Here is a 19487-nt window from a genome sequence, read left to right as displayed (position 1 = left end):
CCGGTGTCCGGTCACCAACTCAGCGGTTTGGTCTCCGAACGGAGCCACGCCTGGAACAGCGTCGTGAGCCTTTGGCCCGACACCCGTTCGGCCAGCGCGGTGAACTGCGGCGTCGTGGCGGTGGAGTGGCGGTGCTCGGCCGTCCACGTCCGCAGGATCGTGAAGAACGCCCTGTCGCCGACCCGCTCGCGGAGGGCCTGGAGCGTCATCGCGCCGCGGACGTAGACGGAGAAGCCGAACATCTTCGCGGCGCCCGGCGCGCCCGGCGGCGGGCTGAAGATCGGCGAGCTCGCGGGCTGCGCGTAGTACCGCTTGAAGATCTTCTCCGCCGAGTCCGTGCCGGTGCGCTCGCGCCACAACCACTCGGCGTAGGTCGCGAAGCCCTCGTTCAGCCAGATGTCGCTCCAGTGGTGCAGCCCGACGCTGTCACCGAACCACTGGTGGGCCATCTCGTGGACGATGAAGCCGTCGTCCGGCGCGAAGCCGCCGTAGACGGGGCGTTCCTGGGTCTCCAGGGCATAGCCGAGCTTCGGGTCGTCGACGATGCCGCCCGCCGTCGCGAACGGGTACGGGCCGAAGAGCGGTGCCGCCCACTTCATCACCTTGACGGTGGTGCTCTCCAGCCGCTCGGCCGCCGAGCGGAACGCGGGGTCCACGGCCGTGATCACCGGGACGCCGTCCACCTCGGTCCGCCGCACCTGGAACCGTCCGATGGCGACCGTGGCCAGGTAGCTCGCCATCGGCGCGTCCTCGGTCCACGTGTAGGTGGCGGTCGCGGTGCCGGTGCTGACGGGGCCGGGCCGCCCGTTCGCCACGGCGCGCAGGCCCCTCGGGACGGTGATGCGGAACGCGTACGTGGCCTTGTCGCGGGGGTGGTCGTTCACCGGCAGCCAGGTGGACGCGCCGTCCGGCTCGGAGGCGACGACCGCGCCGTCCTTGCTCGGGACCCACCCGTAGGCGCCGAATGCCTTGTTCCCGATCGGCTCCGGTCTGCCCGCGTATCGGACGGCGACCCGGAACGTCCGTCCGGCGCGGATCGGCTCGGCGGGCGTGACCACGAGCTCCCGGCCGGCGCGACGGTGGCGCGCCGCCCGGCCGTCCACCGCGACGGCGGTGATCTGCGGGCCGCGGAAGTCGAGGTCGAACGCGGACAGGTCCTGGGTGGCGGTCGCGGTGACCGTGACCGCCGCGTCGACCGCTCCCGTCCTGGCGCCTGCGTAGGCCAGCGCGACGTCGTAGTGGGCGACGTCGTAGCCGCCGTTGCCCGCGCCCTCGAAGTAGGGGTCGCCCAGGCCGGGCGCTCCCGGGGAGGCCGTGCCGCACATGTCCGGCGGCGGCACGGCGGGCGGCAAGGGCTGTGGACAAGGTGCGGCCGCCCGCCGCTCCGCCGCGGCGCCCGGATCCTTGGACGCGGACGCGGCGCCGGGCGATCCGACCAGGATCGCGGCGGTCAAGGCCGCGGTCATCCGCCGAGATGGCCCGTTCATCAGGCCGATGATGGCGCGCGCCCGCCCCGCGCGGACGGCGACCGGCCCGCCTTTCCCCAATCCTTGCCGGGCCTTCACCCGCAGCGGACCGGGATCACCCCGTCACTTGGACGGACGGCCCTTCTGGTACAGCCAGTCGTCGAAGAACGCGTCCAGCTTCTTGCCCGACACCCGGTTCGCCGTAGCGATGAACTGCTTCGTCGTCCCGGCGGCGTGCCGGTGCTCCTTCGTCCAGGTCTGGAGGATCTTGTAGAACACGTCCTCGCCGACCCGGCCGCGCAGCGCGACCAGCGTCATGCCGCCCCGGTCGTACACCGACCGGCCGAACATCTGCTTGCGCCCGGGGTCGCCGGGCGGGACGTCCCACAGCTCCCCGCCGCCGATGCCGTTGTAGGCCTCGTCGAAGTGCTCCTGGACCGTCTGGCCGCCGGTCTTCTCGTCCCACAGCCACTCGGCGTAGGTCGCGAAGCCCTCGTTCAGCCAGATGTCCTGCCACCGCGACAGGCTGACGCTGTCGCCGAACCACTGGTGCGCCAGCTCGTGCGCGACGATGGTCGGCTGGAGCCCGAACGCCCCGTACACGGGCCGCGTCTGCGTCTCCAGCGCGAAGCCGACGTCGGCGTTGTCGATCAGGCCGCCGGTGGAGGAGAACGGGTACGGGCCGAAAAGCTTCGACCACTCGTCGATGACCCGGCCGTTCAGCTGGTGGAACTGGTCGATGTTCACGCCGGAGGTGGTCGCGTCCACGGCGGTGATATTGGGGATGCCCCCGGCGGTCTTGCCCGTCCGCACCGCGAACCGGCCGACGTCGACGGTCGCCAGGTAGGTGGCCATCGGGTCCTTGACCCGCCACTTCGAGGTCGTCACGGCACCCGCGGCGGCGCGGTGGCCGACCGGCACGACGCCCGGACCGTCCGTCGGGCCGTCCGTCGGCTCGGTGGGCGGAGTCTCGGTGGGCGGCCCGCCGGGCAGGCCCGGCGGGGTTCCGGGTGCGCCGCCGCCGGAGTCCTGCGGCGGCGTGTCCGGCTCGCCGTTGGCGATCGCCGTGAGGCCCTGCGGGACCGTGATCTCGAAGTCGAAGGTGGCCTTGTCGCTCGGATGGTCGTTGCTCGGGAACCACGTGTGCGCGCCGCTCGGCTGGCACGCCACGAAGACGCCGTCGGACGTGCGGATCCAGCCGTACCGGCCGAGCACCGGGTCCGACACCGGGCGCGGCGTCCCCGAGTAGGCGATCACCGTGGTGAAGGTGCTGCCCTGCTCCAGGGGCTTGGCGGGCGTCACCTCCAGCTCGCCGCCGCCGCGCTGCTGCCGCGCGGGCGCGCCGTCCACCTTGATGGAGGACACGTCCAGGCCGGTCAGGTCGAGGTTGAACCGGGCGAGCTTCGCGGTCGCCTTGGCGGTGATCGTCGCGACGCCGTCGAGCTGCTTCGGGCCGTCCGGGGTGATGGTGAGCTTCAGCCCGTAGTGCTGGACGTCGTAGCCGCCGTTGCCGTTGCCCGGCACGTAGTCGTCGCCCGCGGTGGTGGTGCCCGCCGGGCCGTTCACCACCGGTCCCTTGGACGGGCCGGAGGCGCCCGGGTCCTCGAACGGGGTCTGACAGGCTGCGGTCAGCGACCCCGCGAGGGCGAGGGCGGCCAGCCCCGGGACGCCGCGCGACGCGGCGCCGCGGACGGCCCTTGAGCCGTTACGACGGGGACTGGGTGAGTTTCCGGCCATATGCACGCCGTCCAGCCTGCCCGGACGAGACCCCGCCCGGCAACTCGGACGGTGCCGGAAAGCCCGCCGGCGGGGGCGATGTCAGCGGTGGGAGTAGGGATTGGGCCGGTACGGGTCGGCCTTGACGACGACCGTCCGCGCCACCTTGCAGTGCAGCGCCTGCTTGCGCTGGTCCCAGAGGATCCACGCGATGTCGATCAGGCCGATGCACCCGCAGATGCCGCCGAGCACGCTGTAGAACGCGGAGCGGCCCGCGGCCTGGCCGGTGGTGATCGCCTGCCCGTCGTCGGCCCGCACGACCCGCGTCCGCACCAGCATCTTGCCGAGCGTCTGCCCCCACTTGGCGTGCATCAGCCAGAAGTAGAAGAAGGCCAGCACGACGCTGATCGCGTTCGTCCCCACCCGGGCGCCGTCGTACATGGAGGTGCCCGGTTCCGGGTCGACGACGTCGTTCCAGTTGATGAACGGGATCGAGATCAGGCCCGCCACGATGCCGATGATGATGAGGTCGACGATGCCCCCGCCCAGCCGCGCCCAGCGGCTCGCCAGCTCCCCGGAAGGGTGCGGGTACCCGCCCGCCCCGTAGCCGGGGTGCTGCTGCCCGTACCCCGGCTGGGCCCCGTAGGGCTGTTCGCCGTACTGCTGCTGCCACTGCCCCTGCTCGCCGTAGGGCTGCTGGCCATACGGTTGCTGGCCGTACTGCTGCTGGCCGTACGGCTGCTGCTCTCCGTAGGGCTGCTGTCCGCCGTATTGCTGCTGCCCGCCCCACTGTTGCTCCCCGTAGGGCTGCTGGCCGTACTGCTGCTGGCCGTACTGCTGTTGCCCGCCGGGCGGCTGTTGGCCTCCCTGCGGTGGCTGCTCGCCGTACGGAGGCTGCTGTCCCTGGGGTGGTTCACCATACGGCTGCCGGCCGCCATAGGGGCCCGGCCGGTCGGGGTGCTCCTGGTCCCCGTGCGGCCGGTCGTCTTCCGGCTCTCGCCCGGACGCGGGGTCGTGCGGCGGTTGCGTCATGCCGTGAGGGTCGCCGCGTGACCGCGACCCAACCCTGCCGCGCCCGGGTGGAGCCGGAATGTTTACCCCCGCATGACCAGGCCCTTACCGGGGACGCGGTCAGGACCGGGTCTGGTCGCGGGCGTAGGGGTTCGGCGTCCACGGCGTCGCCTTCACCACCACCGTCCCGGCCACCTTGTCGTGCAGCGCCTGGCGCCGTTCGTCCCACAGGATCCAGGCGTTGTCGAGCAGGCCGACGAGCCCGAGGATCCCCGCGACCGGCGTGAGGAGGTTCAGCGCGCCCGTCGTCACGCTGATGGCGTAGACGAAGGCCTGCCGTCCGAGCGCCTGGCCCCAGCTCACCGCCGACAGGTCGGAGGCCCGCACCAGCCGGATGCCGAACGCCTTCTTGCCGAGCGTCTGGCCCCATCGGGCGTGCAGAACGGTGAAGTACACGAAGCCCAGCAGGAACGCGATCGCGTACCCGCCGATGAGGCGCGGAATGTTGTAGAGGTCCAGCGGGTCGGTCATCGGCTCGCCCGATCTGGCCATGTCCTGCAGCCGGTCCCAGCGGATCGAGAACAGGACGGCCGGCGTCGCCGCGATGCCGAGCAGGACGCTGTCGAGGATTCCGGCGCCGAGCCGCGCGCCCCGTCCCGCGATCACGTCCTGCGGCCCCTGCGGACCGGGGTGGTGGTAGCCGGGAGGGCCGTAGCCCGGGACCGGCGGCGCCTGCGGCGGCGGGGCGCCGGGGTGGCCGTACCCGGGCGCGGGGGCGGCCTGGGCCGGAGGCCCGCCGTAGGAGCCCTGGTACGGCGGCGGGCGTTCGGGCGAGGCGGGGGCCTCGCCCGGCGGCCGGTCCGGGGGCTGCCAGCCGCTGTCCGGCTTCGGGGTGTCCTGGGGTGGTTCGCTCATGGCCCCACAGTGTGCCCGGTACGGGCGGCGCGCGGTCGCCCGGGCGACGACCGGCCCCGGACGCGGGCGCGTCCGGGGCCGGGTCCCCCGAGTCCGGGCACCGCGGCGTCGAGGCTCGCCGCGGTGCCACGGGTGTCACCGGTGGCGCGGTGTCACCGGTTGCTCGGTGTCACAGGTGGCGCGGTGTCACAGGTTGCCGCGGCGCTCCTGCTCCCGCTCGATCGCCTCGAACAGCGCCTTGAAGTTGCCCTTGCCGAAGCCGAGCGAGCCGTGCCGCTCGATCAGCTCGAAGAAAACGGTCGGACGGTCCTGGACGGGCTTGGTGAAGATCTGCAGCAGGTAGCCGTCCTCGTCCCGGTCGACCAGGATCCGGCGCTCCTGCAGTTCTTCGATCGGGACCCGCACCTGGCCGATGCGCTCGCGCAGCTCGGGGTCCTCGTAGTAGGAGTCGGGGCTCTCCAGGAACTCCACGCCCGCGGCGCGCATCCGGTCGACCGAGGCCAGGATGTCGTTCGTGGCGAGCGCGATGTGCTGGACGCCCGGGCCCCCGTAGAACTCCAGGTACTCGTCGATCTGCGACTTGCGCCTGCTCTCCGCGGGCTCGTTCAGGGGGAACTTCACCTTGCGGGTGCCGTCCGCGACGACCTTGGACATCAGCGCCGAGTACTCGGTCGCGATGTCGTCGCCGACGAACTCCGCCATGTCGGTGAAGCCCATGACGCGGTGGTAGAAGTCGGCCCACTCGTCCATGCGCTCGACGTTGCCGACGCAGTGGTCGATCGCCTGGAAGAACCGCTTGCCCACCGGCTCCACGATCGGCTCGGCGGGCTCGAACCCGGGCAGGTAGGGGCCGGTGTAGTTGGAGCGGTCGACCAGCGTGTGCCGGGTCTCGCCGTAGGTGGCGATCGCCGCGACCGTCGCCTTGCCGTACCGGTCCTCCAGGACGTGCGGCTCCTGCAGGCCGGTGGCGCCCTTCGCGAGCGCGTGCCGGTAGGCGTGCTCGACGTCGGGCACCTCGATCGCGAGGTCCACGACACCGTCGCCGTGCTCGGCGATGTGCCGCCCGAGCTCGGTGCCCGCCTTCACCGGTCCGCGGAACACGAACCGGGCGCCGCCCGACTCCAGCACGTGCACCGCCTCGTCCGGGCTGCCGTTCTCCGGGCCCCGGTAGGCGACCCTGCGCATCCCGAACGCGGTCGAGTAGTAGTGGGCGGCCTGTTTGGCGTTGCCGACGGCGAAGACGACGGCGTCCATACCCTTGACCGGAAACTCATCCATGCCACCTAATCTCGACATGTGCCTGCAAGGTGCGCAAGAGCGGGCTGAAACACTGGTCAATCTGTACAGTGCGACCGCGATCCGACCGGTCGCTCTGTACATGGTGACCACGACCACAGGAGGGTGCCGTGCCGATCGACGAACTGGACGGCCGGCTGATCGAGCTGTTCGCCGCCGAGCCCCGGGTCGGCGTCCTGGAGGCGTCCCGGCGGCTCGGGGTCGCGCGCGGCACCGTCCAGGCGCGGCTGGACCGGCTCGCGCGGGACGGCGTCATCGCCGGCCACGGCCCGGAGATCGACCCGGCCGCGCTCGGCTACGGGGTGACGGCCTTCGTCACGCTGCAGCTGCGGCAGGCGGGCGGCCACGACCCGGTGGCGGCCCGGCTCGCCCAGGTGCCCGAGGTGATCGAGGCCCACACCATCACCGGCCCCGGCGACATGCTGTGCCGCATCGTCGCCCGCAGCAACACCGACCTCCAGCGCGTCATCGACGTCATCGTGGACGTCGCCGGCGTGGAGCGCGCCTCCTCGGTGATCTCCCTCGCCACCCAGATCCCGTACCGCACCCTCCCCCTCGTCCGCGCGGTGTCCGCACCCGCCGGGGGCGGACCGCCCGGTGGACGTCCGCGGAGGTAGGGCCGCACACGCGACGACCGCCGGGCGGGAGCCGCCCGGCGGTCGTCGTCTGCGCGGTGTCGAACCCGGCGGCTACGCGCCGCCGTAGGGAGTGGCGTCCAGGACCTCCACGGTCATCGAGCGGCCGTTGGGGAGGTTGTAGGTGGCCTTGTCGCCGACCTTCTTGCCGTCGATGGCGGCACCGAGCGGCGACTTCGGGGAGTAGACGTCGATGGGGGCGCCGACCTCCTCGCGGGAGGCGAGCAGGAACGTCACCTCCTCGTCGTCGCCCTCGAACGAGACCGTGACGGTCATGCCGGGCCCGACGACGCCCTCCGTGCGCGGGGCCTCGCCGACGCGGGCGTTCTCCAGGATGCCCTGGAGCTGGAGGATCCGGCCCTCGATCTTGCCCTGCTCCTCCTTGGCCGCGTGGTAGCCGCCGTTCTCGCGCAGGTCGCCCTCCTCCCGCGCCGCCTCGATCTTCTGAGCGATCTCGATGCGGCCCGGGCCCGACAGGTGGTCCAGCTCAGCCTTGAGCCGGTCGTACGCCTCCTGGGTGAGCCAGGTGACGTTGTCAGCGCGGGTCTCGGTCACGGGTACTCCTCATCCACATGGTGCGATCTCACCCGCCCCCGCGGGCGGGAGTCACATCGACATGAAGTGCGGCTGGGTGAAACCTCAAGCCTATCCGGTGTGTGCGGGTAAAGGTTCCCTGAACACGGCGTCCGCAATCCGCCAAACCGTGTCTCGTCACTCACCGGGCGTATCGGTCGGCCGGTCGCGGCGGTGTCAGACCTTGCGGCAGTCGCGGATCCTGGCCCCGGTCGCCCGCCGCGGCGTCTGCAGCGTCTCCGTCCCCTTCACGCTGGACTTCCCGGACGGAGCCGAGACCTCCTTCTGCGCGAGCACCGCGAAGGCGGTGTCGTAGGCGTCCACCGTGCAGCGCACGTCGTCGTCCTTCCCCTTGGCCACCGTGTAGTTGATCTCGACCGACGTGTCGGTGATGTCGTAGGTGACGGTCTGCGGGACGATCCCGGGCGTCTGCCCCGTGTGCGCGGCGAGGACGCCGAAGCCGGCCGCCATCACCGCCGCGAGGAGGCCGATGACCGCCAGGCCGAGCCGGCTCCGCCGGGACTCGGCCGGAGCCGCTGCTTTCGACACGCTCGTCGTCATGGCGGGAATCCTCGTGCGGGGTTCGGACGTTGTCAGGGACAATTCATTCTCGTCTGTCATGGCGCGTGCCTCGAACCGGGGGCCGCTCAACAGTCCGGAGAGGGAGACCCCCAAGTGTCCGAGGTCATCGACGGTACGTCCGACGTCTTCGACGGCGCGGCGCTCGAACGGCCGTGCGGCGGCGACGAGCCCCTGCGTCTCATGGCGGTGCACGCGCACCCCGACGACGAGTCCAGCAAGGGCGCGGCCACGATGGCGCGCTACGTGGCCGACGGCGTCGAGGTCCTCGTCGTCACCTGCACCGGCGGTGAACGCGGCGACATCCTGAACCCGGCGATGGACCGTCCCGAGGTCAAGGCCGACATCGGCAAGGTCCGCGAGGCGGAGATGGCGCGGGCCCGCGAGATCCTCGGCGTCGGCCAGCGCTGGCTCGGCTTCGTCGACTCCGGCTTCCCCGAGGGCGACCCGCTGCCGCCGCTGCCGGAGGGCTGCTTCGCCCTGGAGCCGCTGGAGACCGCGACCGAGCCGCTGGTGCGCGCGGTCCGCGAGTTCCGCCCGCACGTGATGCTCACCTACGACGAGAAGGGCGGCTACCCCCACCCCGACCACGTGAAGTGCCACGAGGTGTCGGTGGAGGCGTTCGAGGCCGCGGGCGACCCGGAGCGCTACCCGGGCACGGGCGACCCCTGGCAGCCGCTGAAGCTCTACTACCACATGACCTTCAGCAAGGGCCGCATCCTCGCCCTGCACTCCGCCATGGAGAAGGCCGGCCTGGAGTCGCCCTACGGCGACTGGCTGAAGCGCTTCGAGGAGGAGGGCGACGAGCCCGCCAGGTGGGAGGTCACCACGCGGGTCCCCTGCGCCGACCACTTCGAGACCCGTGACCAGGCCCTGCTCGCCCACGCCACCCAGATCGACCCGAACGGGTTCTGGTTCGTCGTCCCGCTGGACGTCCAGCGCGAGGCATGGCCGACCGAGGACTACCATTTGGCCAGGTCCCTGGTCGACACGGAACTGCCGGAGGACGACCTGTTCGCCGGCATCCGGGAGAAGGTGTGTCTGTGATGCCTGCCGTCTACGCCATGCCGCTGAACGACGACACGGTCAGCCCCGGCGTCCTCGGCTTCGTGGTCTTCCTCCTCCTGCTGGCCGCGACGGTCTTCCTGATCCGGTCGATGGGCAAGCAGATGAAGAAGATCCAGGCGCCCCGCGAGGCGGACCTGAGGCAGCAGGAGTGGGAGCGCGCGGAGGCCGCCAAGGCGGCCAAGGCGGGTGCGGCCGCCAAGCCCTCCGACGACGACGCCTGACCCGGCCGGGCCCCGGCGCCGGTTGGACGCCGCCGCCTCCGGGGAGGACCCTCGACGTGCGCGCGAACTTCGATGACGCCTACCGGGATCTCCCGCCCGCGGCGGCCCGGCTGCTCCGGCTGCTGTCCCTGCCGCCGGGCGGAGGCGACGTCGGGCCCGCGGCGGCCGCCGTCCTCGCGGACGTCCCCGAGCCCGAGGCGCGCGAGCTGCTGGAGGCGCTGGCCGCGAGGGACCTCGTCGTCGCGTCCCCCGGCGACCGGTTCCGCCTTCCGGAGCCGGTGCGCGCCCGCGCCCGCGAGCGCGCCGAGCGTGAGGAGTCCGACGCCGACCGCGACGCCGCACTCCGCCGCGCCCTGGACCACCATCTCGCCGGCACGGCCGCCGGCGAGGGGGAGGTGGAGGCCGAGGGGCTGGCCCTGCTGGAGCGGGAACGCCGGGCGGAGGCGGCCGAGACGCTGGCGGAGGCCCTGCGCCTCGCCGAGCAGGGCGGCGATGCCCACGCGGTGCTGGTGGCGCGCCATGACCTCGCCCGGGCGCTGATCGTCGCCGGCGACCTCGACCGCGCGATCGGGCTCCTCGGCCCGCTGCCGGACGAGTTCGCCGCGCTGCCGGAGCCGGACGAGCACGCCCGGGCCGGCGCGCTGGAGAGCCTCGGCGAGGCCTACCTGCGCGCGCACCGGCCCGTCGCGGCCGTCAACTTCTTCGGCCAGGCCCTGGAGATCCTGCGCCGGCTGGACGCGGTCGGCGGGCAGGCCGCGATGTTCGTCCGCCTCGCCGACGCCGCCCGCCTCCGCGGCGACGACGCGGCCGAGCGCGCCGCCCTGGACCGCGCCGCGGAGCTCATCCGCCCGGCCTGACCGGGCCCGGCGCCTACACCTTGCGGTGGTCCCAGCTGACGGCCCGGTCGGGCTCCATGACGACGAGGACGCGCTTGGCCAGCGCCTGCTCGATGCCCTCGGCGATGACCGGGTCGACCGGCTCGCCCAGCTTCGGGACGGGCAGGCCCGCCATGCGCGAGCCGACGACCATGCCGACCTTGGACCGCGGCTCCGGGTCCTCGATGACCAGGCCCCGCCCGTACAGGGCGACGCCGCGCAGCTCGTTGTACTCGACGCCGTCCTCGACCAGGCACGTCATGGTCGGGTCCCGGCGCAGGTTGATCACCTTCTGCGAGGACTTGTACGTGGTGAAGGCGATCCTGCCCTCGTACAGCGTGTAGAACATCGTCACCAGGTGGGGCTCGCCGTCCTTGCCGACGGTCGCGACCTGCACCTTGAAGTTGGCGGCCAGGTAGTCCGCCACCTCCTCCGGCGTCATCTTGATCTTGTCGCGCTTGCTACCGGCCAACGGGCCCTCCCAAGGTCGTCTGCACCGCGCACAGAATAACCAAGCGCTTGTCCGGCACTTCGACCGGCACCATGGGAGGATGTCCGTTCGCGATCTCACCGTCCTCGGCTCCGCCAGCGCGGTGCCCACCAGGTCCCGCAACCACAACGGCTACCTGCTGCGCTGGGACGGGCACGGCGTCCTGTTCGACCCGGGGGAGGGGACGCAGCGGCAGATGACGCACGCCGGGCTCTCCGCGAACGACGTGACCTGGATCTGCGTGACGCACTTCCACGGCGACCACTGCCTCGGCGTGCCGGGGATCGTCCAGCGCATCGCCCGCGACGGCGTCGCGCACCCGGTGGACGCGGCGTTCCCGGCGAGCGGCCGGGCCTACTGGGAGCGGCTGCGGCACGCGACCGCGTTCCGCGACACCGACGTCATCCGCGAGCGGCCGGTGTCCGGCGAGCGGATGGCGCTCGACACCGGAGACGCCCCGTTCGGCCTGGTCGCGCGGCGGCTGTCCCACCCCGTCGAGGCGTACGGGTACCGGTTGGAGGAACCGGACGGCGTGACGATGCTGCCGGGCGCGCTCGCCGCGCGCGGCGTCAGGGGCCCGCTGATCCGCCGCCTCCAGGAGGACGGACGGGTCACCACGCCCGCCGGCCGCACCGTCACGCTGGAGGAGTGCAGCGTGACCCGTCCCGGGCAGAAGGTCGCGTTCGTCATGGACACCCGGCTCTGCGACGGCGTCCGCGAACTGGCCGCCGGGGTCGACATGCTCGTCATCGAGTCCACCTTCCTGGGCGAGGACGCCGCCCTGGCCGCCGAGTACGGGCACCTCACCGCCGCCCAGGCGGGCGCGGTGGCCGCGGAGGCGGGCGCGCGGCGGCTCGTCCTCACCCACTTCTCCGAGCGCTACCCCGCCGCGGACGAGCACCGCTTCGCGGACGAGGCGTCCGCCGCGTTCGGCGGCGACATCACCCTCGTCCACGATCTGGACCGGATCCCGCTGCCGCCGCGCCGTCTGACCTGACGGGATGGTGGGCAGGACCCAGGGCATGGCTGACGAAGTCGATGTCGTGGTGATCGGTCTCGGGCCCGGGGGAGAGGACGCCGCGGGCAGGCTCGCCGAGGCGGGCCTGTCGGTCGTCGGCGTGGAGTCGCGGCTGGTCGGCGGGGAGTGCCCCTACTACGCCTGCGTCCCCACCAAGATGATGGTGCGCGCCGCCGGGCTGATCGCCGAGACGGGTCGCGTCCCCGGCATGGCGGGCGAGGCGTCGGTGCGGCCCGACTGGGGCCCGGTGGCCGCCCGGATCCGCGACGAGGCGACCTACGCGTGGGACGACAAGGTCGCCGCCGACCGCCTCACCGGCAAGGGCGTGCGGCTGGCGCGCGGCCGGGGCCGCATCACCGGTCCCCGCGAGGTGACCGTGGACGGCCGCGTCTTCCAGGCCCGGCGCGGCATCCTGCTGAACACCGGCACCTCGCCCACGGCCCCGCCCGTCGACGGCCTCGCCGGCACGCCGTACTGGACGAACCGCGAAGCCGTCCAGGCCACGGAGGCTCCCGGGTCGCTCCTCGTCCTCGGCGGAGGCGTGGTCGGCGTCGAGATGGCGCAGGTCTTCTCCCGCTTCGACAGCCGCGTCACCATCGTCGAGGCGGCGGACCGCCTGCTCATCAACGACGAGCCCGAGTCCAGCGCCCTGCTGCGCGAGGTCTTCGAACGCGAGGGCATCGGCGTGCGCACCGGCGTGAACGTCACCAGGGTCACCCACGACGGATCGGAGTTCACGATGCACCTCGGCGACGAGACGCTCGTCGCCGACCGCCTCCTCGTCGCGACCGGCCGCCGTCCGAACCTCCGGGGCCTCGGCCTCGGCGCCGTCGGCCTGGACGAGAACGCCCGCCGGATCTCCGTGGACGGGCACCTGCGCGCCGCCGACGGCGTGTGGGCGATCGGCGACATCACCGGCATGGGCGCCTTCACGCACGTCTCCATGTACCAGGCGGCCGTCGCCGTCCGGGACGTCCTCGGCGAGGAGGGACCGCCCGCCGCCTACCGCGCCGTGCCGCGCGTCACCTTCACCGATCCCGAGATCGCGTCCGTCGGGCTCACCGAGGCCCAGGCCCGCGACCAGAACCTCCCCGTCCGCACGGCCGTCGCGCCGATCCCCGAGTCGACCCGCGGCTGGATCCACAAGGCCGGCAACGACGGTTTCGTCAAGCTGGTCGAGGACGTCGAGTGGGGCACCCTGGTCGGCGCGACCGCCGCGGGCCCGTCCGGCGGGGAGGTCCTCGGCTTCCTGGCCGTGGCCGTCCACACCGAGACCCCGACCGCCGCGCTCCGCGAGATGATCTACGCCTACCCGACCTTCCACCGCGCCATCGAGTCCGCCCTCGCCGGTCTCGCCGCGCAGGCGCGGGGGGAGTGAGGCGGCGGCCGGATCGGGCAGGATCGGGGGCATGAACCGGCTCAAGGACGCGACCAGCCCGTACCTGCTCCAGCACGCCGGCAACCCGGTGGAGTGGTGGGAGTGGACCGGGGAGGCCTTCGCCGAGGCGCGGCGGCGCGACGTCCCCGTCCTGCTCTCCGTCGGATACGCCGCCTGCCACTGGTGCCACGTGATGGCGCACGAGTCCTTCGAGGACGGCGAGACGGCGCGGGCGATGAACGAGCTGTTCGTGAACATCAAGGTCGACCGGGAGGAGCGCCCGGACATCGACGCCGTCTACATGGAGGCGACCCAGGCCATGACGGGCCAGGGCGGCTGGCCGATGACGGTGTTCATGACGCCGGAAGGGCACCCGTTCTACTGCGGGACGTACTTCCCGCGGGCGCAGTTCCGGGCGCTGCTGCAGGCCGTCCACAAGGCGTGGACGGAGCAGCGCGACGACGTCGCCCAGCAGGGGCAGCAGGTCGTCGAGGCCCTCACCTCGCGCGGGTCCGGCCTCGCCGGGACGGAGGCGCCCGGCGACGCGGTGCTCGCGCACGCGGTGCAGGTGCTCGCGGGCTCCTACGACGCCGAACGCGGCGGGTTCGGCGGCGCCCCCAAGTTCCCGCCGTCGATGGCGCTGGAGTTCCTGCTGCGCCATCACGCGCGCACGGGCGGCGAGGAGTCGCTGGCGATGGCGTCCCGCACGCTGGAGGCGATGGCCCGCGGCGGGATGTACGACCAGCTCGGCGGCGGGTTCGCGCGGTACTCGGTGGATGCGCGGTGGGTCGTCCCGCACTTCGAGAAGATGCTCTACGACAACGCTCTGCTGGCCCGCGTCTACGCGCACTGGTGGCGGCTGACGGGGACGCCGTTCGCGCGGCGGGTCGCGCTGGAGACGTGCGACTGGATGCTGCGCGACCTGCGCACCGACCACGGTGGTCTCGCCTCGGCGCTGGACGCCGACAGCGAGGGCGTCGAGGGCAGGTACTACGTGTGGACGCCCGAGCAGCTGCGGGAGGTGCTCGGTGACGAGGACGGCGCGTTCGCGGAGACCCTGTTCGAGGTGACGGGAACGTTCGAGCTCGGAGCCTCCGTCCTCCAGCTTCTGAGCGACCCCGAGGACGTCGAGCGCTACGAGCGCGTGCGCACCGCGTTGCTGGCGGCGCGCGCGCAGAGGATCCCGCCGGCACGGGACGACAAGGTGGTGGCGGCGTGGAACGGGCTCGCCATCGCGGCGCTGGCCGAGTGCGGCGCGCTGTTCGACCGGCCGGATCTGGTCCGGGCGGCCGAGGAGGTCGCGCGGCTGCTGGTGGAGGTCCATCTGCGGGACGGCCGGCTGACGCGCACGTCCAAGGACGGGACGGCCGGCGCGAACGCCGGCGTTCTGGAGGACTACGCCGACGTGGCCGAGGGGCTGCTCGCCCTGCACGCGGTGACCGGCGACCCGCACCACGTGCGGCTGGCCGGTGAGCTGCTGAACACCGTCCTCGAACGGTTCGCCGACGGGGCCGGCGGCTTCTACGACACGGCCGACGACGCCGAGCGCCTGTTCCGGCGCCCGCAGGACCCGACCGACAACGCGACGCCGTCGGGGCAGTTCGCGGCGGCGGGGGCGCTGCTGTCGTTCGCCGCGCTGACCGGGTCGGACTGGCACCGGCAGGCGGCGGAGGACGCGCTGGCGCCCGCCGGGACGCTCGCCGACAAGCACGCGCGGTTCGCGGGCTGGGGCCTCGCGGTGGCCGAGGCCCGCGCGACGGGCCCGGTCGAGATCGCGGTGATCGGCGATCCGGACGACGCGCGCACCCGCGCCCTGCACCGGACGGCCCTCATGGCGGTCGCCCCGGGCGCGGTGGTCAGCACCGGCCCGCCGGACGCCGAGGGCGTGCCCCTGCTGGAGGGACGGGGCCTGCTGGAGGGGGAGCCCGCGGCGTACGTCTGCCGGGGGTTCGTCTGCCGGCTGCCCGTCACGACCCAGGCCGAGCTGAACCGCGAGCTACGTGGGCAATTGGACTGACGATCCACTTTATGACAACGTGACCTTGATCTCAGATGGCCGGGCTGTTACTACTGAGTAACTGGGCCGCTCCTGACCCAACGGGGTGAAGCGGACGAGGATGTCATAGGGCACCCCGGGTATCTGGACGATGGCCGACCATTGAGTCATAGTCGTGTCCGGTGCGCGGTCAGGAGCCGGTGCAGGGCGACCATCGAGGGAGCGTGGCAGTGGGAAAGCCGAACCGCCGGGTGCTACCGACGATCATCGGCGTCTCCGTGCTGACGACGCTCGCCGCCAACACCGCCGTCCTCGTCGCGCGCGACGACGCGCCGGTGCAGACGCGGCGCGGCGAGCAGCGCGCCCGGTTCGTGGCCGCGTCCGGCAGCACCGGGCTGTCGCCCACGGCGGTCGCGCCGCTCGGCAAGAGGCTCACTCCGCACGTCCTCGTGGCGGCGCCGTCCACACTTCCGGCCGACTTCGTCCAGAAGGTCCGCGGCGCCAAGGGAGTGAAGGGCGTCGAGGTCGTCGACGCCGTTCAGGGCATGGTCGCGGGCAAGCGGGTGGGGCTGATGGGCGTCGACCCGTCGACGTTCCGCAACTACACGCCGAAGCCGACCGCCAAGTCGGACGCGCTCTGGCGCAACGTGGCCTCCGGCGACGTCGCCATCTCGTTCACGATGGGCAGCGACGGCGGCGTCAAGCTGGGCAGCCAGGTGCCCGTCGGCGGCAAGCAGCACCAGTCGCAACTGCGGGTGGGTGCGTACGCGACGATGGGCATCAGCGACGTCGACGCGGTCGTCTCGCACGCCACCGCGCAGGCCCTCGGACTGCCGACCGGCAACGCGATGCTGGTCAGCGTCCCGAAGGCCGCGCCGAAGACGTTCATCAAGAAGCTGCGCAAGGCACTGCCGAAGGGCGCCAAGGCCGTCGCGGTCAACCCGGAGATCGACTTCCCGAAGTCCGGGGACGTGCCGGCCGCCAACGGCCAGGTCATGACCGCCGGCCAGGTCCGCACGGTGATCAAGGCGGCCTACACCCGGCTCGGCTGGCCGTACGTGTGGGGCGGCGAGTCCGAGGCCGAGGGCGGCTACGACTGCTCTGGCCTGATGCAGTACGCGTTCGCCAGGGCGGGCATCCGGCTCCCGCGCGTCGCCGCGGACCAGGCCCGCGCCGGCTGGGTCGTCCCCTACGGCAAGGCCGAGCCGGGCGACATGCTCATCTGGGCCAACGACCCGACCGCGCCCGGCTACATCTCCCACATCGCCCTCTACCTGGGCCAGGGCAAGATGCTGGCGGCCCCGCGGACGGGCACCGTGGTGCAGGTCCAGGACGTCTACACCCGCAACATGCGCGGCGCCGTCCGCGTCAGCCCGAAGATGGCCGCCGCGCTGACGCGCTGACCCGCCCGGCTCGGGCGCCGGGTCACAGCGGGCAGCCGCGGTCCAGGAACTCCAGGTTGTGGTCGACGAGCTCGGGAAGCTCCTCGGTCGTCACGCGCCCCTCGACCCACTGGTACATGGCCGCCTGGAGCACGCCCAGGACGGCCCAGATGAACGTCTCCACGTCCGGGTCGTCGGGCCGCCGTCCGGTCCGGTGGCCGACGACCTCGGTCAGCATGGCGTGCGTGCCCTCGCGCAGCGACTCGAACGTGCGGGCGCGCAGCGCCGGGACCTGCGAGGTGAGCCGCAGCCGGGCGTTGACCACGTCCAGGTCGGTCTCGTACATCAGCGGGAGCATCTCGCGGAGCGTGGTGCGCAGCGCCTCGATGGGGGACATCCCGGCCGGCTGGCCCCGCATGACCTCCGCCATGATCGGGTCGTACTCGTCGGTGACGACCACGTCCTCCTTGGTGGGGAAGTAGCGGAAGAACGTGCTCGGCGAGATCTCGGCCGCCGCCGCGATCTGCTCCACGGTCGTCTCGTCGTATCCCCGCTCGGCGAACAGGCGGAGGGCGTGGTCCTGGATCGTCCGGCGGGTCCGCAGCTTCTTGCGCTCCCGCAGCGGCAGCCGGGCGAGCCGGTCCTCCAGCCGGTCGATGGCGTGCTCACGGGACGACGTGCTCATGGTCCGATTGTCGTGCATCGGCGGCGGGGGCCGCACCCTCCCGGGCACGGCCGGGCTGGAAGAGCCACAGGAGCAGGGCCGTCGCGAGCGCGGCGGCGCCGCACGCGGCGAACACCGCGTTCATGCCGTCGACGTAGGCGCCGCGGGCCGAGGCGAGCAGCCCGGCGTCGCCGAGCCGCCCGGCGACGGCGACGGCACCGCCGATGGAGTCGCGCGCCCCGTCCGCGGCCTCGGCCGGCAGGCCGCCGGTGGAGACGCGGTCCCGGTAGAACGCCGACAGCAGGCTGCCGAGCCCCGCGACGCCGAGCGTGCCGGCCGTCTGGCGCAGCGTCTGGACGAGGCCCGAGCCGCGTCCTGCCCGGTCGGCGGGCAGGGCGGCGAGGACCGCGTCCATCGCCGGGACGATGGTCAGGCCGCAGCCGAGCCCGAGGACGAGCAGCCATGGAACGGTGGCGGAGTAGCCGTCGTCCGGCCCGGCGAGCGCGCCCCACCCGAAGCCGCCCGCGAGCACGAGCAGCCCGGTGACGAGGATCGGCTTGTGCCCGGAGCGGTGCGCGAGCCGGTCGGTGACGATCCCGCCGGCGAGCAGGCCGAGCAGCATCGGCGTCAGCCGCAGCCCGGTGCCGAACACGTCGTTGCCCTGGACGGCCTCCAGGTACTGCGGCAGGACGAACAGCGCCCCGGCCATCATCAGGTTCGCGGTGACGGCGGCGACCATCGCCCATGTGAAGCCGGGGTCGCGGAAGAGCGCCATGTCCATCATGGGCGCGGCGGCGCGCCGCTCCCACAGGACGAACCCGGTCAGCAGGACGGCCGCGAGCGCGAACGACAGCAGCACCACCGTGTCGCCCCAGCCCCGCGCAGGGGCCTCGATGACCCCGTAGACGAGCGCGACGATGCCGGCCATCGACAGCAGCGAGCCGGCCCCGTCGACCCGCGGCACGGACGGGTCCCGCGTCTCGGGCAGCAGCAGCGCCACCGCGACGCCGCCGACGAGCACGACCGGCACGTTGACCAGGAAGATCGAACCCCAGCGGAAGTTCTCCAGCAGCCAGCCGCCGAGCAGCGGTCCGAGCGGCAGCCCGAGCGCCATCGCCGACGACCAGACCGCGACGGCGCGGGTGCGCTCCTGCGGCGGGAAGATCGCGGGGAGCATCGACATCGACAGCGGCATCACGATCGCCGCGCCGAGCCCCATGAAGGCGCGGGCCGCGATGACGCCGCCGGAGCCGTCCGCGAACGCCCCGGCGAGCGAGGCGGCGCCGAAGACCGCGAGGCCGGCCACCAGCAGCCGCTTGCGGCCGAACCGGTCGCCGAGCAGCCCGGCCGGGAGCAGCAGGGCCCCGAACACCAGCAGGTAGGAGTCCACGATCCACTGCAGCGCGCTGGTGCTCGCGTGCAGCTCCTCCGACAGCGTGGTCAGCGCCACGTTGAGGATCGTCATGTCGAACCCGAGCGCCAGCATGCTCAGCGCCAGCGCGCCCAGCCCGAACCAGCGCCGTGCGTGCCCCACGATCATGGCTGCCACCTCCAAATGAGTGTCTCTATAAAATGAAAGTAACTATCAAATGGAGCCGATTGTCAATCGGGGCAAGGGCTGGCGCACCGTGCGGCGGGCGATGTAATTTTGATTACATGCATACGAGCGAAGCGGCGGAGCAGCTGCGCGGCTGGTTCACCGGGCGGATCCCGGAGGAGTGGTTCGAGGGCGCGCCCGAAGTCGTCGTCGACCGCGAGGAGGTCGCGGTGGTCGGCGCACTGCCCGTCCCGGCCGCCGCCGCCGAGGCGTCCGGCGCCGAGCGCGCGGGCTTCGTCGCCGGGCACGTCCAGCACTTCCGCGACGAGACCCGTGACCGGCGGATCGCCATCGCCCGGGAGGCCGAGCAGCGCTTCGGCCGCAAGGTGTCCTGGGGCGTGGAGTGCGACGGCGAGCGGGAGATGTTCACCACCCTGTCGGTGCCGGTCATGACGCGGCTGCGGCAGCCCGAGCGCCGCGTCCTGGACACGCTCGTGGACGCCGGAGTCGCCCGCAGCCGCAGCGACGCGCTCGCCTGGTGCGTCCGGCTCGTCGGCAAGAACACCGACGAGTGGCTGTCGGAGCTGCGCAGCGCCCTGCAGCACGTCGAGCGCGCCCGCGCCGCCGGCCCGCAGGCCTGACCGGCCCGACCGGCCGGGCGGGGCCG

At 72.8% G+C, this 19487-nt stretch carries 19 protein-coding genes; 9 read left to right on the top strand and 10 right to left on the bottom strand.

All coding sequences use genetic code 11. The annotated features are described in order from the left end of the window. Positions 1–11 precede the first annotated feature (11 nt). The 5 genes from AB0H37_RS36985 to hppD form a co-directional block, all read right to left on the bottom strand. Positions 12–1487, bottom strand: a complete 1476-nt coding sequence (locus AB0H37_RS36985; protein ID WP_329094879.1) for a M1 family metallopeptidase — start codon at positions 1485–1487, stop codon at positions 12–14. A gap of 102 nt (positions 1488–1589) precedes the next feature. Next, positions 1590–3203, bottom strand: a complete 1614-nt coding sequence (locus tag AB0H37_RS36980; RefSeq protein WP_329094877.1) for a M1 family metallopeptidase — start codon at positions 3201–3203, stop codon at positions 1590–1592. An 81-nt stretch (positions 3204–3284) separates the two neighbouring features. Next, complete coding sequence (locus tag AB0H37_RS36975) at positions 3285–4214, bottom strand: RDD family protein (RefSeq protein ID WP_329094875.1); 930 nt, start codon at positions 4212–4214, stop codon at positions 3285–3287. Positions 4215–4313: 99 nt separating this feature from the next. Beyond that, positions 4314–5108, bottom strand: a complete 795-nt coding sequence (locus AB0H37_RS36970) for an RDD family protein (protein WP_179832719.1) — start codon at positions 5106–5108, stop codon at positions 4314–4316. Positions 5109–5294: 186 nt separating this feature from the next. Continuing rightward, positions 5295–6386 carry a 4-hydroxyphenylpyruvate dioxygenase gene (gene hppD / locus AB0H37_RS36965; RefSeq protein WP_329094871.1) on the bottom strand — a complete coding sequence of 364 codons (1092 nt, stop codon included), beginning with the start codon at positions 6384–6386 and terminating at the stop codon, positions 5295–5297. Positions 6387–6514: 128 nt separating this feature from the next. On the opposite strand from hppD, the gene AB0H37_RS36960 reads away from it, so the two are divergent. Then, positions 6515–7021 (top strand): Lrp/AsnC family transcriptional regulator, encoded by a 507-nt coding sequence (locus tag AB0H37_RS36960; RefSeq protein WP_179832721.1) that lies wholly within the window; start codon positions 6515–6517, stop codon positions 7019–7021. Between the two features lie 72 nt (positions 7022–7093). Here AB0H37_RS36960 and greA read toward each other — a convergent pair whose 3' ends face one another. Both greA and AB0H37_RS36950 read right to left on the bottom strand, forming a co-directional pair. Continuing rightward, on the bottom strand, positions 7094–7594 hold the full coding sequence (gene greA / locus AB0H37_RS36955; RefSeq protein ID WP_179832722.1) for a transcription elongation factor GreA: 501 nt from the start codon (positions 7592–7594) through the stop codon (positions 7094–7096). Between the two features lie 195 nt (positions 7595–7789). Next, entirely contained in the window at positions 7790–8173 is a 384-nt protein-coding gene (locus AB0H37_RS36950; RefSeq protein ID WP_179832723.1) for a DUF4307 domain-containing protein, read from the bottom strand. A 201-nt stretch (positions 8174–8374) separates the two neighbouring features. On the opposite strand from AB0H37_RS36950, the gene mca reads away from it, so the two are divergent. The 3 genes from mca to AB0H37_RS36935 are packed head-to-tail and all read left to right on the top strand — an operon-like array spanning position 8375 to position 10337. Continuing rightward, positions 8375–9238, top strand: a complete 864-nt coding sequence (gene mca / locus AB0H37_RS36945) for a mycothiol conjugate amidase Mca (protein ID WP_179838408.1) — start codon at positions 8375–8377, stop codon at positions 9236–9238. Beyond that, the gene (locus AB0H37_RS36940; protein WP_360617279.1) at positions 9238–9480 is read left to right on the top strand and encodes a hypothetical protein; all 243 of its coding nucleotides are present in this window, start codon (positions 9238–9240) and stop codon (positions 9478–9480) included. Before mca ends, AB0H37_RS36940 begins: the two co-directional genes overlap by 1 nt. 56 nt (positions 9481–9536) lie before the next feature. Further along, positions 9537–10337, top strand: coding sequence for a hypothetical protein (locus tag AB0H37_RS36935; RefSeq protein WP_360617278.1), 801 nt, complete (start codon positions 9537–9539; stop codon positions 10335–10337). 13 nt (positions 10338–10350) lie between these two features. Here AB0H37_RS36935 and AB0H37_RS36930 read toward each other — a convergent pair whose 3' ends face one another. Continuing rightward, positions 10351–10827, bottom strand: a complete 477-nt coding sequence (locus AB0H37_RS36930) for a pyridoxamine 5'-phosphate oxidase family protein (protein ID WP_329094863.1) — start codon at positions 10825–10827, stop codon at positions 10351–10353. A gap of 79 nt (positions 10828–10906) precedes the next feature. On the opposite strand from AB0H37_RS36930, the gene AB0H37_RS36925 reads away from it, so the two are divergent. From AB0H37_RS36925 to AB0H37_RS36910, 4 genes are all read left to right on the top strand, one after another. After that, positions 10907–11842: a ribonuclease Z gene (locus AB0H37_RS36925; protein WP_329094862.1), complete on the top strand. Its 936-nt coding sequence runs from the start codon at positions 10907–10909 to the stop codon at positions 11840–11842. Between the two features lie 25 nt (positions 11843–11867). Next, positions 11868–13241 (top strand): NAD(P)/FAD-dependent oxidoreductase, encoded by a 1374-nt coding sequence (locus AB0H37_RS36920; protein ID WP_329094860.1) that lies wholly within the window; start codon positions 11868–11870, stop codon positions 13239–13241. A gap of 31 nt (positions 13242–13272) precedes the next feature. Further along, on the top strand, positions 13273–15258 hold the full coding sequence (locus tag AB0H37_RS36915) for a thioredoxin domain-containing protein (RefSeq protein ID WP_360617276.1): 1986 nt from the start codon (positions 13273–13275) through the stop codon (positions 15256–15258). A 209-nt stretch (positions 15259–15467) separates the two neighbouring features. Next, positions 15468–16640: a C40 family peptidase gene (locus tag AB0H37_RS36910; RefSeq protein ID WP_360617275.1), complete on the top strand. Its 1173-nt coding sequence runs from the start codon at positions 15468–15470 to the stop codon at positions 16638–16640. A gap of 22 nt (positions 16641–16662) precedes the next feature. Here the strand turns inward: AB0H37_RS36910 and AB0H37_RS36905 are convergent, their stop codons facing one another. Together AB0H37_RS36905 and AB0H37_RS36900 are read right to left on the bottom strand one after the other, a co-directional pair. Next, positions 16663–17304, bottom strand: a complete 642-nt coding sequence (locus AB0H37_RS36905) for a TetR family transcriptional regulator (RefSeq protein ID WP_329094853.1) — start codon at positions 17302–17304, stop codon at positions 16663–16665. Further along, positions 17285–18823, bottom strand: a complete 1539-nt coding sequence (locus AB0H37_RS36900) for an MFS transporter (RefSeq protein WP_360617273.1) — start codon at positions 18821–18823, stop codon at positions 17285–17287. The genes AB0H37_RS36905 and AB0H37_RS36900 overlap by 20 nt, the downstream gene beginning before the upstream one ends. A 116-nt stretch (positions 18824–18939) precedes the next feature. On the opposite strand from AB0H37_RS36900, the gene AB0H37_RS36895 reads away from it, so the two are divergent. Continuing rightward, positions 18940–19461 (top strand): hypothetical protein, encoded by a 522-nt coding sequence (locus tag AB0H37_RS36895; RefSeq protein ID WP_360617272.1) that lies wholly within the window; start codon positions 18940–18942, stop codon positions 19459–19461. The last annotated feature ends 26 nt before the right edge of the window (positions 19462–19487 follow it).

This window comes from Actinomadura sp. NPDC023710 (genome assembly GCF_040639875.1).
GTDB classification, from domain to species: Bacteria; Actinomycetota; Actinomycetes; order Streptosporangiales; family Streptosporangiaceae; genus Spirillospora; species Spirillospora citrea.
Note: the sequence above shows the minus strand (reverse complement) of the source record. Positions and strands in the feature narration are given on the sequence as shown.

Excerpts from the sequence above, each read along its gene's own strand:
- AB0H37_RS36940 (WP_360617279.1), top strand. The coding sequence starts at position 9,238 with ATGCCTGCCGTCTACGCCATGCCGCTGAACGACGACACGGTCAGCCCC.
- AB0H37_RS36900 (WP_360617273.1), bottom strand. The coding sequence starts at position 18,823 with ATGATCGTGGGGCACGCACGGCGCTGGTTCGGGCTGGGCGCGCTGGCG.
- AB0H37_RS36970 (WP_179832719.1), bottom strand. The coding sequence starts at position 5,108 with ATGAGCGAACCACCCCAGGACACCCCGAAGCCGGACAGCGGCTGGCAG.
- AB0H37_RS36950 (WP_179832723.1), bottom strand. The coding sequence starts at position 8,173 with ATGACGACGAGCGTGTCGAAAGCAGCGGCTCCGGCCGAGTCCCGGCGG.
- AB0H37_RS36920 (WP_329094860.1), top strand. The coding sequence starts at position 11,868 with ATGGCTGACGAAGTCGATGTCGTGGTGATCGGTCTCGGGCCCGGGGGA.
- mca (WP_179838408.1), top strand. The coding sequence starts at position 8,375 with ATGGCGGTGCACGCGCACCCCGACGACGAGTCCAGCAAGGGCGCGGCC.
- AB0H37_RS36925 (WP_329094862.1), top strand. The coding sequence starts at position 10,907 with ATGTCCGTTCGCGATCTCACCGTCCTCGGCTCCGCCAGCGCGGTGCCC.
- AB0H37_RS36915 (WP_360617276.1), top strand. The coding sequence starts at position 13,273 with ATGAACCGGCTCAAGGACGCGACCAGCCCGTACCTGCTCCAGCACGCC.
- AB0H37_RS36895 (WP_360617272.1), top strand. The coding sequence starts at position 18,940 with ATGCATACGAGCGAAGCGGCGGAGCAGCTGCGCGGCTGGTTCACCGGG.
- AB0H37_RS36975 (WP_329094875.1), bottom strand. The coding sequence starts at position 4,214 with ATGACGCAACCGCCGCACGACCCCGCGTCCGGGCGAGAGCCGGAAGAC.
- hppD (WP_329094871.1), bottom strand. The coding sequence starts at position 6,386 with ATGGATGAGTTTCCGGTCAAGGGTATGGACGCCGTCGTCTTCGCCGTC.
- AB0H37_RS36985 (WP_329094879.1), bottom strand. The coding sequence starts at position 1,487 with ATGAACGGGCCATCTCGGCGGATGACCGCGGCCTTGACCGCCGCGATC.
- AB0H37_RS36905 (WP_329094853.1), bottom strand. The coding sequence starts at position 17,304 with ATGAGCACGTCGTCCCGTGAGCACGCCATCGACCGGCTGGAGGACCGG.
- AB0H37_RS36980 (WP_329094877.1), bottom strand. The coding sequence starts at position 3,203 with ATGGCCGGAAACTCACCCAGTCCCCGTCGTAACGGCTCAAGGGCCGTC.